Origin of the sequence: Empedobacter sp. R132-2, assembly GCF_030324375.1 — a bacterium.
GTDB classification, from domain to species: Bacteria; Bacteroidota; Bacteroidia; order Flavobacteriales; family Weeksellaceae; genus Empedobacter; species Empedobacter falsenii_B.
Genome location: NZ_JACAGG010000005.1, coordinates 49137 through 62754, shown reverse-complemented (window position 1 = coordinate 62754; position 13618 = coordinate 49137). Strand labels below are relative to the sequence as shown.

Below are 13618 nucleotides of genomic sequence, written 5' to 3'. Positions count from 1 at the left end.
ATAATGGAGAAAATATTAAAACATTATTTCGAAAATATAGATCAAGTTAGTATTAATCCAATCAGTTCTGGTTGGATTAATTCTACTTATGAAGTTGAGTATGAAGGAAAAAAATATATTTTACAAAAAATAAACACGCACGTTTTTCCTCAACCAGAAGTAATTTCGAACAATATTGACATCATTTCTCGCCATCTAAAAGCAAAGAATTATCAAAATTCGGTAATCGAAATTGTAAAAGATTTGCAAGGAAATTTATTAGCAAAAGAAGATAGAGAAACTTGGAGAATGACTTCTTTTATTCCAAATTCTATTTGTTTTGAGAAAGTGGAATCTGCGGAACAAGCGTATGAAGCGGCGAAAACAATTAGTGAATTTCATTCGTATTTGTTAGATGTTAATGTTGATGAAATTTATCCTTCGATTGTCGGGTTTTTAGATTATCATAAACGTGTAAATGATTTCAAAAATGCATTGAAAAATGCTTCAACAGAGCGTTTAGAAGAAACGAAAGAAGAAGTTGCTTATATTTTGGATAATCTGTATCAAGTTGAAAAGTATTTAGAAATAGATTTCCCAAAGCGTGTCGTTCATGCTGATGCTAAAATCAGTAATTTCTTATTTAATAATGATAATCATTCGCAAGCAATCGCTGTGATAGACTGGGATACAATAATGCCAGGGAATATTTTGTGCGATTTTGGAGATATGATTCGTACATACGCAAACCTGAAAGCTGAAGACGATCCTAATCCTGAAAAATTGTTTGAACCTGATTATTATAAAGCGGTTAAAAATGGGTTTTTAGAACATTTAAAATATGATTTACAACCAATAGAGATCGAAAATATGGATTTTGTTGCGTATATTGTGATTTATATTCAGGTGGTTAGATTTTTGGCAGATTATTTAGAAAACGATATTTATTATTCGATTTCTTATCCAAAACAAAATCTAAATCGTACGATTAATCAAATCAATTTATTAAAAGCATTAACAAAATTTCATGAAGAAAATTCGGTTCGAAAAATATAAACCTACAGATTTTAATAACTTTTTTAAACTTGTTCAGGACGACGAAGTGATGAAATATATCTCTGGAAAAGGTTTGAATGAAGAGCAAGCAAATCACAAATTTACATCAATCTTAGAAAAAGGTAGCGTTAACGAAAACCTTGGTTTTTTTAAGGTTTATGACGAAAACGACACACTTTTAGGTGATTGTAAATTGGTGTATAACAAACATATCGAAAATTCACTTGAAATAGGTTATTTATTGAAAAAAGAATTTTGGAGAAAAGGTTTTGGATCAATGATTTGCGAACATTTATTAGTAGAATCAAAAGAAAAATTTCCTGATTTGCAAGTAATGGCTGTCATCGATCCTGATAATGTTGCTTCAAGAAAGTTGTTAGAAAAGTTTAATTTTGAATCGTATTGGAAAGGTATCGAAAATGATTTGCCTACAGAAAAATTGCTTTTAAAAGAGAAATGATACGAGTAAAAGATGTCGCTTTGGCGATGGAAGAAATAGCGCCTTTGGCGTATGCAGAGGATTTTGACAATGTTGGATTGCTAGTTGGTGATTACAATGATGAGGTAACAGGGATCTTGGTAACATTGGACACAACACTAGAAGTTGTGGAAGAAGCGATTGAGAAAAATTGTAATTTGATTATGAGTTTTCATCCAATTATTTTTTCTGGTTTAAAGAAATTGAACGGAAAAAATTATGTTGAAAAAGCAGTGATGACAGCAATCAAAAATGGAATTAATATTTATGCAACGCATACAGCTTTAGATAATTCGAAAGTTGGTGTTAATTTCAAGATTTCTGAACAATTAGCTTTATTGAATACGAAAATTCTTATTCCAAAATTGCAAACTATCAAACAATTAATTACCTATGTACCAACAGAACATGCTGAGCAATTGAAATTTGCGTTGTATGAAGCGGGTGCAGGAAAAATTGGGAATTATGATTCGTGTGGTTTTGCGATAGAAGGCGAAGGAAATTATCGACCAACTGCTGGTGCAAATCCGTTTATTGGCGAAATAGGGAAATTGGAAGCAGTAAACGAAACGCGAATAGAGGTTATTGTTCCGCAACATTTGGAAGGTGATGTGATGAATGCTTTGTTCAAAAATCATCCGTACGAAGAAGTTGCTTATTCTGTTATTTCGTTGAATAATCAAAATAATTATATTGGAATTGGAATGATTGGAGAGTTGGAAAATGAAATGGAAGAACTCGATTTTTTCAATTATCTAAAAACTCAAATGAATACACCCGTTATTCGTCACTCGAAATTATTAAACAAAAAAATAAAGAAGGTTGCTGTACTTGGAGGTTCTGGCGCATTTGGAATAAAAAATGCAATTTCGGCTGGAGCGGACATTTATATCACGGCTGATTTGAAATATCACGATTTTTTTACAGCTGAAAATAAGCTTGTTTTGGCAGATATTGGACATTTTGAATCGGAACAGTTTACAAAAAACTTAATAACTTCGTATCTTAAAGAAAAATTTACTAATTTTGTGGTCTTTAATTCTGGAATTAATACCAATCCTGTTAATTATTGTTAACTATGTCTGAAACAAAAAATATCAAAGAACTAAGCGTAGAAGAAAAACTTCGCGCGTTATACGACTTGCAATTAATTGATTCACGTTTAGATGAAATCAGAAACACAAGAGGTGAATTACCTTTAGAAGTTGAAGATTTGAGCGACGATGTTGCACAATTAGAAACGAGAATCCAAAAAATAGTTGACGAAACTAAAGGTTTGGATGAAGAAATTAAATTGAAGAAAGAAGCAATCAAAAATGCTGAAGCTTTAATTAAAAAATACACGAAACAACAAGATAACGTACGAAACAATAGAGAATTTGATGCTTTAGCGAAAGAAGTAGAGTATCAAGGTTTGGAAATTGAGTTATCTGAGAAACGTATTCGTGAGTTTACAGTTAAAATTTCTCAAAAAAATGCACAAGTTGAAGAATTTAATGCAAAATTAAACTCAATGAAAGAGCATTTATCTCACAAACAAGCTGAGTTGGATACAATTGTAAAAGATACAGAAAAAGAAGAAAGTAATTTATTGAAATTATCTTCTGAATATTCTGCTAAAATCGAACAAAGATTATTAGACGCTTACAGCCGTATCAGAAATTCTGTGAAAAATGGTTTAGCTGTTGTTCCTGTACAACGTGGAGCTTCTGCGGGATCTTTCTTTACAATTCCACCACAAAGACAAATGGATATCGCTCAACGTAAAAAAATTATCGCTGACGAACATTCAGGACGTATCTTAGTTGATTTGGAATTAGCTTTAGAAGAGCAAGAAAAAATGGAAATCATTATCAAAGGATAATTTTCTTTGTTAAAAAATATTTTATTTAATATCAAAGTGTTACACGATTGTGTAACACTTTTTTTATGCTAAAACTAGTTGTTGTTATTTTTTAGCACGCTATTTGTAATACTGGCAATATAATTAGTTTGAAAATTTAGAAATTATGAAAAAAATTATATTTTTAGCAATGTTAGCTGTCTCGTCTATCTCATTAACATCTTGTGTGAATAATGATGATGGCTATTATGAACCTGAAATTGTTAATGTTGGACAAATCAATTATGATGGTGTATCATTTCCGCTTCGAAATGCAGTTGTTGCAGATATAAAAAAGGCTGATGGCGGATTTTATTATAGTGTAGAATTATCTACAAATCCAGTTCCTAAGAATGGTAAATTAAATGGAGCTTATTTGTATTTAGAAATTTTCCAAAGAGGTGATTTAAGTTTTAATGGATCTTACGTAACAGAAAATAATGATAGAGGATTGGATTATATCGAATATTATGAAGATCCTATAATGCAAAATTATGTGCCAGTTCTTAATTCTGGAACGTTTGCTTTGTTAGATACAGATTTTTCTTCTGGATCTATTAATCTAAAAAATTATTTTGACCCTTATAACAGAAGTTTATTATCTACAAACTTTGCATTGAGAGTTTCGAATGGTAAAACATTGACTGGTGATTTTGATGGATTATTTGATTTTATCCAATTATACAGCAAATCTGCTAAAGATGCTGTAAGTGCAAAATCTGCATCAACAGAAAGAGTAAAAACAGGAGTGAGAACACCTTCTGCAAGAAAATAAAATTTCAATTCATAGATACAAAAAACTCCGCTAAATATTTAGCGGAGTTTTTTATTGATATACTTTTTTGATTAAGCTTCTACTTCTTTATCACGATTCTTTGGAAAACGGCGATAACCTTTCAAATTAAATCTAAAATCTTTTTTCGTTGGACGAACAATAATACGTAATGATGAATCATTTGTAAAATAATTTTGAGCCCAATTAAAGAAAATAGCCAGTTTGTTGCGAACAGTCAAGATTAACATTAAGTGTAAGAACATCCATGTAAACCATGCCAAACGTCCAGAGAAAGAGAATTTAGGTAAGTCAACAACAGCTTTATGTTTTCCTATTGTAGCCATAGATCCTGGATCTTGATATTCAAATAAAGTTAATTTATCTTCTGATAAACCTTGTCCAATTTTATTGAAATTTTTGGCTAAATTCATAGCTTGATCCCCAGCAACACGTGCTAATTGAGGATGTCCATGAGGATATTTAGGTGTTTCCATACAAGAAATGTCACCAATAGCATATATGTTATCAGTTCCAATAATTTTACTTGTACGATCTACCTTAAAACGGTTACCTCTTTGTAACTCTTCTTGAGACACAGCTCCTTCAGGAATATTTCCTGTAACACCAGCAGACCAAATTAAATTTTTTGTTTTGATTGTGCGTCCGTCAGCTAAGGAAATAGTTTTTCCATCATAATCTGTAACTCGTCCTTCTGTCCAAATATGCACTCCCATATTTGTCAAATATTCGTGAGACTTTTTATGAGCTAAATCAGACATAGGTCCTAATAAATTAGGACTTCCTTCAATCAAATAAATATTCAATTTAGAGAAATCTAAATCTGGATAATCTTTTGGTAGAATGTGTTTTTTCATATGTGCAATTGCACCAGAAAGTTCTACTCCAGTTGGTCCACCACCAACAACAACAATGTTCAAAATTTCTTCTAATTCTTCTTCTGACTCAGCAGAATAAGCACTTTCAAAATTTGTTAACAATCTGTTTTTTAGCGTTAAAGCTTCGTTTGTGGATTTCATTGGGAATGATAATTCCTCAATTTGCTTATTACCAAAGAAATTTGTGGTACATCCCATGGCAATAACCAAATAATCGTAAGAAAAATCTCCGATTGTGGTTTCAACAATATTAGCTTCTTTTTTTATAGCTGTTACTTCAGCTAATCGTACGCTGACATTTTTACTTCCTTGAAATACTTTTCGTATAGGAAACGAAATATCACTAGCGTTTATTCCTGCTGTAGCAACTTGATAAAAAAGAGGTTGAAATTGATGATAGTTATAACGGTCAATAAGTGTAACAGAAAAGTGTGGGTTATTATTTAATTTACGGGCTAATTTAAGTCCGGCAAATCCAGCACCTAAAATGACAATCTTTTTCTTTTCCAAAATTCACTTTTTTGTAAAATTACGAACAAACTAAGAAACAATGAAAGATTTATTAAAAATTATTCTGAACCTTAGATATTTACTATGATATCGGATTGATTATTAGATTTTTTTAAATTTATGTTTTTTGTCAGTTTTAAATAAATTGTTAAAATTATTTGTGATTTCATGTATTTCTAAGCTTTTTTAATTTTGTTGAAAGATTAGAATTTAAACAATTTTTAAGCTGAATCGTTTTAAGAAATCAATCAAATTCACGAATTTTATTCCAAATTAATTAAGTCAAAAAAACAAGTAATGAGCAAATTATTTGAATCAATCAGTATAAATGAATCTATTTCATTAAAAAATAGAATTATTATGTCGCCAATGTGCCAATATTCTTCGGAAGATGGTTTTCCAAATGATTGGCATTTTCAACATTATGTTTCGCGTGCAGTTGGCAATGTTTCGGCGATTATACAAGAAGCTACCGCTGTTATTGCAGATGGTCGAATTTCGTATGGCGATTTAGGAATTTGGAAAGATGAACATATTGAAGTGTATCAAAAATTAACTTCCGAAATTAAAAAATACAATTGTGTTCCTGGGATTCAGTTAGCGCATGCAGGAAGAAAAGCAAGTACAGAAAAGCCTTGGTTGGGACACCATCAAATAAAATCTGACGAAAAAAATGGTTGGAAAACAGTTTCGAGTTCTAATTTACCTTTTAATGAATCGGATGAAATTCCACATCAATTAACAATTTCTGAAATTAAAGATGTTGTAAAAGAATGGGGAAAAGCAACTGAACGCGCGATAAAAGCTGGTTTTGAAATTTTAGAAATTCATGGTGCGCATGGATATTTGGTTCATCAATTTTTGTCGCCTTTAATCAATAATCGAACAGATGAATATGGTGGAAGTTTCGAGAATAGAATTCGTTTTGTGTTGGAAATTGTTGCTGAAATGCAAAAATATATTACAACTCAATCGCTTTGGGTTCGTTTGTCAGCTTCGGATTGGGCAGAAAATGGTTGGAATTTAGAAGAAACAATAGAATTGTGTAAGATTTTAAAACAAAATGGAGTAGAAGTGATTGATATTTCGTCTGGAGGAGGAGTGAGTCATCAAAAGATTGATGTCAAAAAAAATTATCAAGTTCCATTCGCAAATGAAATTAAAAACCAAGTCGAAATCATTACTGGAGCTGTTGGATTAATTTTTGAGCCAAAACAAGCCGAAGAAATTCTTCAAAATGAAGAAGCAGATTTAATCTTTTTAGGAAGAGAATTATTACGCGATCCATATTTTGCATTACGTGCTGCAAAAGAGTTAGAAGAAGATATAAAGTGGTTGCCACAATATGAAAGAGCAAAAAATAATCATTACGCATAAATTATGTTAGCATTAAAAAAAATCCATCATATTGCAATCATTTGTTCGGATTATCAAAAATCAAAACATTTTTACACAGAAATTTTAGGATTCGAAATTGTGCAAGAAGTTTACCGAAAAGAACGTGATTCTTATAAATTAGATTTAGCTTTGCAAAATTATTACTGCATCGAATTATTTTCTTTTCCTAATCCACCAAAACGTGTTTCTCGACCAGAAGCTTCTGGATTGAGACATATTGCTTTTGCTGTGGAAAATATAGAAAATGAAGTAGAAAAATTAACGCAGTTGAATGTGATGGTAGAGCCAATTCGTGTGGATGAATACACGCAAAAGAAGTTTACTTTTTTTGAAGATCCCGACGGTTTGCCGATAGAATTATACGAAGAATAGAAGAATAAATGGTAAAAAAGAGTTTACTTGCCTTAGCAATGGGAGGTTTAGCCATCGGAATGACGGAATTTTCGATGATGGGAGTTTTAGAAGATTTTGCAAAAGATTTGAATATTTCAATTCCAACAGCAGGGAATTTTATATCAATGTATGCAATGGGCGTAATGGTTGGAGCTCCAACATTGATCATGGCTACAAGTAAATATTCGCCTAAAAAAGTATTAATCTTTTTTATGTTATTGTTTACCATTTTTAACTCACTTTTTGTTATCGCACCAAGTTATAATACCTTATTAATTGCTCGTTTTATGTCTGGTTTACCTCATGGAGCATTCTTCGGTGTAGGATCTGTTGTGGCAGCACAATTAGCAACAAAAGGAAAAGAAGCGCAAGCTATTTCGATTATGTTTGCGGGATTAACGTTTGCGAATTTAGTCGGAGTTCCATTAGGGACGAAATTAGGACAAGTTTTTTCGTGGCGATTAACGTTTGGGATTATTGCAAGTTTAGGATTAATCACAATGTTAGCGATTTCGCTTTGGGTTCCAAATCTTAAAAATACAAACAAAGGAAGTTTAGTAGAGCAATTAAGTTTCTTCAAAAAATGGGAAGCTTGGGTATTAATTGTGATGATTTCTATCGGAACTTCAGGATTATTTGCGTGGATAAGTTACATTTCTCCATTAATGACAAATGTGGCAGATTTACCCAAAACAAAAGTTCCAATTATTATGACCTTGATTGGTCTAGGAATGTTTGTAGGTAATTTTATAGGTGGAAAATTGGCAGATACCATGTCGCCAAATAAAGCTGCAATTATCTCATTTGCTTCGATGGCGATTTGTTTAGTGATTGTTTATTTCACTTCTCACATACAAATAATGGCTTATATTATGTCGTTTATTACGGGATTAATTGCGTTTACAATTGGTTCGCCAATTCAAATGATGTTGATTAATAACGGAAAAGGATCCGAAACTTTAGCCGCAGCAGCTGGTCAAGCAAGTTTTAATATCGGAAATGCTTTAGGTGCATTTTTAGGAGGAATTCCGATTGCAATGGGGTTAGGATTTAATTCGCAATTGTGGGTTGGCTTTATTATGGCTTCGGTAGGATCAATAATTGCAGCAATCTTTTTACAATTAAAATCGAAAAGAGTTTAAAAATATTACTTCAATCATAATCAAAGGATGTTCTACGGAGCATCCTTTTTTAGTTTATATTTGTAACAAATTAAACTCAAATGAATCATTACAAAGCTCTTATTATAGATGATGAACACTTTGCTCAACAAGGGTTAAAGAAAATTATTCAACATGCTTTGCCAGATTTTTTTGTTTCCATTGATACTGCAAATTCTGTAAAAGAAGGCGTTGAAAAAATTAAGGAAAATCAACCAGATATCGTTTTTTTGGATATTCACATGCCAGAGGAATTTGGGTTTAAATTATTTGATTATTTCGATGATATTACGTTTGATGTCATTTTCACAACAGCTCATTCAGACTATATTTTAGAAGCTGTAAATCAATGGGGATGTTTGGGTTATTTGATGAAACCTATTTCAATTTCTGATCTTAAAGTATTATTGAATCGTTTTGTAGAGCGTCAAAATCAAACAAAAATAACGAAAGAGATTATTAATATTGCAGATGATTTTGAAGATGAAGTAGAAACTGATAATCTGAAAGACGTTTTCAAAAATGAGCATGGAATTATATTTATTCCATCTATAACAGAGGTTTTGGTACTGAAAATTGAAAATATTATTTACTGTAAAGCAGATGATAGTTATTGTACAATTTTTACTGAAAAAGAGGCGTACATGGTAACTAAAACGCTGAAAGAGGTAGAAAATTTAATTGATCAAACCAATTTTTTCCGTGTCAATAGATCGTATTTGGTTAATATTAATTTTGCTAAAAAATTTGATAAACGAAACAATTTATTGATTCTGAATTGTCATCCAAAAGATGGTGAATCAAATCTTCCTGTAACTTCTTTGGGGTATAAAATTTTATCGAATGTGGTTGCGTAACTTCATTTTTTTACTTGTTTTATTTCATTGCTCTCATCAACTTTCTGCGCAATATGTTCTGACAAAACAATACACGTACGAAAATGGCTTGCCTGCCAATGAGATTTTGAGTGTTTACAAAGATTCTCGTAAAATCTTGTGGGTTGGAACTCGTTTTGGCGTATTTGTGAAAGACATGGACAATTTCAAAATGATGAAACGCTTCGAGAAAGTACAATACAATAATGTTTGGACAATAATAGAAGATAAGCAATATAATGTTTGGTTCGGAAGTTACGGACAAGGGATATTGAAATTTACTGGTCAACGTTTTGAACAAATTAATACAGCGAAAGGATTAGTTTCGGATCGTGTTCGAAATTTATTTTATTTAGATGATTTAATATATGTTGCTGCGCAAGGTGGCGTTTCGATTATTGATACAAAATCAAAGAAAATTTATAATCCTTCTTTTGAAAAAAATAACAATATTGTGTTCGAAGCGGTATCTTTTTTCGAATATCAAAACAAGGTTTATGTTGCAACAATAGATCATGGTGTTTATGAAGTTCATCGCGATAAGTTGAAGTTGGTCAATCCTTTCAATCGAATTAATTATAGTTTTTTGAATAATAATGATTTGTATTTGTCATCTTCTAAAGGTCTTAATATCATTTCGATAAACGATTTTTTGAATAAAAAATTGAATTTTAAAACCTACGATTTTCCAGTTTTTAGAAATCACAACATTTCAGATAAACGTCATTCTCTTTTATTAGCTGGTTACGAAACGGGTGCAGGAAATGGAATGGTTGCCGAATTAAAGGACAATAAAATAACAGATCAAACAGAAAATTTTAAAATCACTTCGGATTATCCATATCGAGTTTTTAGTAGTAAAACGGATGATTTAATTTATGTTGGAAGTGCTGATAAAGGACTTTTTGAAGTTCATTTTAATCATTTTTTAGATTTTTCAACGATTGATAATAAAAGAGTCATTGAAATTCTAAAAGTTGCGAATACACAATATTTTTTAACACCAGAAGGACTTTATTTTCAAGAGAATAATGTATTCAATAAGCAGATAAAGAGAAATGCTTTTTATCAATATATGCTTCGAAATAAGTCAAAATTCAAAGATTTTTTAAGTCAATCAAATAAAGATTTTTATGAAATTGATTTTGATTTGAAAGAAAAAAATCTTCGTTTTTATAAAATGATTATTCGTCATAATTCGTTTATTATAGCAACTAATTTAGGACTTTTCGAGTTAGATTTTAATGGAGAATTCAAAGATTATTTACCTAATCGAACAAGTCAATTTACATATTTTAATAATCAATTTATTCAGACAAATCCTTTTGGAGGAATTTTGGTTTTTGATGATCTGAATAATCTAAAATATCACGCATATTCAGCTACGCAAGCGAATGTTCCGAAAGATGTTGTTTCGATTTGTCAAAATAAAAAAGCTGTATTTTTTGGTTCTTCTTTGGATGGATTATTCAAGTATGAAAATGGAAATTTTATTTCTTATTTGCAAAATAATCAGTTTAATGAATCTAAAATTAAAATGATAAAATGCGTTGGAGATAATCAGTTGTTGGTTGCAACAGAATTTGCGAAAGTCTATATTTTAGAGGTAAAAGGAGATGAATTAATCACAAAAAAAGTAATCAATATTCGTGAAATTGGCGGGGAAAATATCAGTTCAATTGACATTTTTGGGAACTCAATTCTGATTGGAACCAATCGTAATTTACTCGTTTTCAATAATGGTAAAACATATATGATTGGTAATGAACAAGGTTTTGTAAATAAGGATATACATTCGTCTATTTTTGACGGAAAAACGGCTACAATTGGTGTTGAAAATGGATATTATAAGTTAAATCTTGAGAATTTATTAAAGCAAAAAAATCAGTCGAAAGAGATTATAATTACAAGTTTTAAAATTAATGATCAATCTTTTGGAATAGATAAATTTATGTGGTTTGATTTGATTGATAAAGATTTGAATTTAAAGAATAATGAGAATAATATTACATTAAATTTTGCTGTGGTTGATGCTAATTTTGCTCAAAGTTATAAGTACAGATATCGTGTAAATCCTGATGAAAAGTGGAACGAGTATTTTTATAACCCATCTATTTATTTGCGGAATATACCATATGGTAAATATCGTGTTCAATTAGAAATAACGGATACAAGCAATGGACAAAAACAAATTATTGATTTGGTTTCGTTGAATGTTGACGAACCTTTTTACTTGAATATTTATTTTATTTTGTTGTCAGTCTTAACTTTAGGATTGATTATTTATCGTTATAATACAAATAAAATCAAGACGTTAAATAAATTTAATCAATTAAAAATTAGTCAATTAAATGAAAAAAATACTCAAGAAAATCAACGTTTGCAATTAGAGCGGCAATTAACCGAAACGAAGTTAACAGCTTTACAATCGCAAATGAATCCGCATTTTATTTTCAATGTGCTGAATTCTATTCAGTTTTATATTTTGGATAATGATATTGATAATGCGTTAAATTCGTTGGGACGTTTTTCTCACTTGATTCGTCAGATGTTAAATCTTTCAACAAAAGATGAAATTAGTTTGAAAGACGAAATTGATTTTTTGAAATTATATGTTGAAGTTGAGAATTTTAGATGGAAAAATAAAATAGAATTTGATGTTCAAATTGATAGTCAATTGGATATTTATCGCATCAAAATTCCTCCAATGTTGATTCAACCAATTATCGAAAATTCTTTTGTTCACGCATTTGATCAAAATCATTTACAACCGATTATCAAATTGATTATTCGTGTAAAAATTGATTATTTAGAAATAATCATTGAAGATAATGGAAAGGGAAATACAACACAAATTACGCAAAATAAAACTCACGATTCGAAAGCACTTAAGATAGTTAATGAGCGTTTACAATTGCTTAATCGTAATATTGAAGAAAATATTTTTATAAATTTTCATGAAAAAGGAACAAAAGTTCGAATGATTTTGAAAGTTGATTAAAATTTCACCTGAATAAATTCACAATTCACCTTGCTGAAACGTGAATTAACGAAATCTGAACTCTATTTTAATGATAGATATTATTCAGTATATATATTTGTTGTATCGATTTCAAACTAAGTATTAAACTTTGATGCTTTGTTTTCTAAACCTATGAAGACACCATAAAAGTATCTTAAAAGTTACATTTTTCGACGTGTGAGTCAAAAAATTTTACAACAAGAAGCTACTGCAAAGTAGCTTTTTTTTATCTTTATCCCCATGAAAAATGTACAATTAGGAAATACAGATTTAGAAATAAAACCAATTTTTTTCGGAGGAAATGTTTTTGGTTGGACATTGAATGAAGAAGAATCTTTTCGAATTTTAGATGGATTTTTGGACAGAGGATTTAATGCGATAGACACTGCAAATAACTATTCGTATTGGGTGGAAGGTAATGTTGGAACAGAGTCTGAACGAATTATCGGAAATTGGTTAAAATCGAGAGGAGTGAGAGATCAAATTGTTTTGGCAACGAAAGTTGGTGGACGAAATATGATTCAAGATAAGCCAAATACTACAAAAGCTCATATCTTAAAAGAAGTAGAAGAATCACTTATCCGTTTACAAACAGATTATATCGACTTGTATCAAACTCATTATGATGATGTAAATACACCTGTAGAAGAAACTTTATCCGTTTATAATCAATTGATAAAAGAAGGAAAAGTGAGATTTATAGGAGCTTCTAATTTTTCTTCGGAGCGATTGATTGAATCGTTGGATAAATCAGAACTTTATAATTTGCCGCAATACAAAACCTTGCAACCTGAATATAATTTGTATGATCGTCAGCATTTTGAAGAATTTTTGCAACCTGTTGCTGAGAAATATAATTTAGCTGTTATCCCTTATTACAGTTTAGCGAGTGGTTTTTTATCAGGTAAATATAAAACTGAAGAAGATTTACAACAAAGTTTGCGCGGTAATGGAATCAAAAAGTATTTGAATGAAAGAGGATTCAAAATTTTGGACGCTTTACAAACTATTTCTACACGATATAATATTTCTTATTCGGCAGTTGCATTGGCTTGGTTAATGGATCAGAAAACTGTTGTAGCTCCCATTGCGAGTGCAACTAAGGAACAACATCTTGATGCTTTTGTAGAAGGTGTAAATGTGCAATTATCTCATGATGATGTTAAACTTTTGACTGAAGCAAGCGAATATTAG

At 30.5% G+C, this 13618-nt stretch carries 12 protein-coding genes; 11 read left to right on the top strand and 1 reads right to left on the bottom strand.

All coding sequences use genetic code 11. The features are described from left to right. The first annotated feature begins 3 nt into the window (after positions 1-3). The 5 genes from HXZ69_RS04755 (at position 4) to HXZ69_RS04735 (ending at position 4170) form a co-directional block, all read left to right on the top strand. Positions 4-1035 (top strand): phosphotransferase enzyme family protein, encoded by a 1032-nt coding sequence (locus HXZ69_RS04755; protein WP_286495205.1) that lies wholly within the window; start codon positions 4-6, stop codon positions 1033-1035. Continuing rightward, positions 1007-1495, top strand: a complete 489-nt coding sequence (locus HXZ69_RS04750; protein WP_221856269.1) for a GNAT family N-acetyltransferase — start codon at positions 1007-1009, stop codon at positions 1493-1495. Before HXZ69_RS04755 ends, HXZ69_RS04750 begins: the two co-directional genes overlap by 29 nt. Next, positions 1492-2589 (top strand): Nif3-like dinuclear metal center hexameric protein, encoded by a 1098-nt coding sequence (locus HXZ69_RS04745; RefSeq protein ID WP_502875735.1) that lies wholly within the window; start codon positions 1492-1494, stop codon positions 2587-2589. Before HXZ69_RS04750 ends, HXZ69_RS04745 begins: the two co-directional genes overlap by 4 nt. A gap of 2 nt (positions 2590-2591) precedes the next feature. After that, positions 2592-3377 carry a zinc ribbon domain-containing protein gene (locus tag HXZ69_RS04740; protein ID WP_115000894.1) on the top strand — a complete coding sequence of 262 codons (786 nt, stop codon included), beginning with the start codon at positions 2592-2594 and terminating at the stop codon, positions 3375-3377. Between the two features lie 145 nt (positions 3378-3522). Beyond that, the gene (locus HXZ69_RS04735) at positions 3523-4170 is read left to right on the top strand and encodes a hypothetical protein (RefSeq protein WP_125349271.1); all 648 of its coding nucleotides are present in this window, start codon (positions 3523-3525) and stop codon (positions 4168-4170) included. 71 nt (positions 4171-4241) lie between these two features. Here HXZ69_RS04735 and HXZ69_RS04730 read toward each other — a convergent pair whose 3' ends face one another. Next, positions 4242-5576 carry an NAD(P)/FAD-dependent oxidoreductase gene (locus HXZ69_RS04730; protein ID WP_286495204.1) on the bottom strand — a complete coding sequence of 445 codons (1335 nt, stop codon included), beginning with the start codon at positions 5574-5576 and terminating at the stop codon, positions 4242-4244. A 297-nt stretch (positions 5577-5873) separates the two neighbouring features. Here HXZ69_RS04730 and HXZ69_RS04725 point away from each other — a divergent pair, with 297 nt between their 5' ends. The 6 genes from HXZ69_RS04725 to HXZ69_RS04700 all read left to right on the top strand — a co-directional run bounded on the left by HXZ69_RS04725 (position 5874) and on the right by HXZ69_RS04700 (position 13618). Further along, on the top strand, positions 5874-6953 hold the full coding sequence (locus HXZ69_RS04725; RefSeq protein WP_286495203.1) for an NADH:flavin oxidoreductase/NADH oxidase: 1080 nt from the start codon (positions 5874-5876) through the stop codon (positions 6951-6953). Between the two features lie 3 nt (positions 6954-6956). Further along, positions 6957-7346 (top strand): SMU1112c/YaeR family gloxylase I-like metalloprotein, encoded by a 390-nt coding sequence (gloA2, locus tag HXZ69_RS04720; protein WP_125349274.1) that lies wholly within the window; start codon positions 6957-6959, stop codon positions 7344-7346. Between the two features lie 8 nt (positions 7347-7354). Then, entirely contained in the window at positions 7355-8509 is a 1155-nt protein-coding gene (locus HXZ69_RS04715; RefSeq protein WP_286495202.1) for an MFS transporter, read from the top strand. An 80-nt stretch (positions 8510-8589) separates the two neighbouring features. Further along, entirely contained in the window at positions 8590-9384 is a 795-nt protein-coding gene (locus HXZ69_RS04710; protein WP_221856275.1) for a LytR/AlgR family response regulator transcription factor, read from the top strand. After that, positions 9371-12403: a sensor histidine kinase gene (locus HXZ69_RS04705; protein WP_286495201.1), complete on the top strand. Its 3033-nt coding sequence runs from the start codon at positions 9371-9373 to the stop codon at positions 12401-12403. The genes HXZ69_RS04710 and HXZ69_RS04705 overlap by 14 nt, the downstream gene beginning before the upstream one ends. A gap of 261 nt (positions 12404-12664) precedes the next feature. Then, complete coding sequence (locus HXZ69_RS04700; RefSeq protein WP_286495199.1) at positions 12665-13618, top strand: aldo/keto reductase; 954 nt, start codon at positions 12665-12667, stop codon at positions 13616-13618.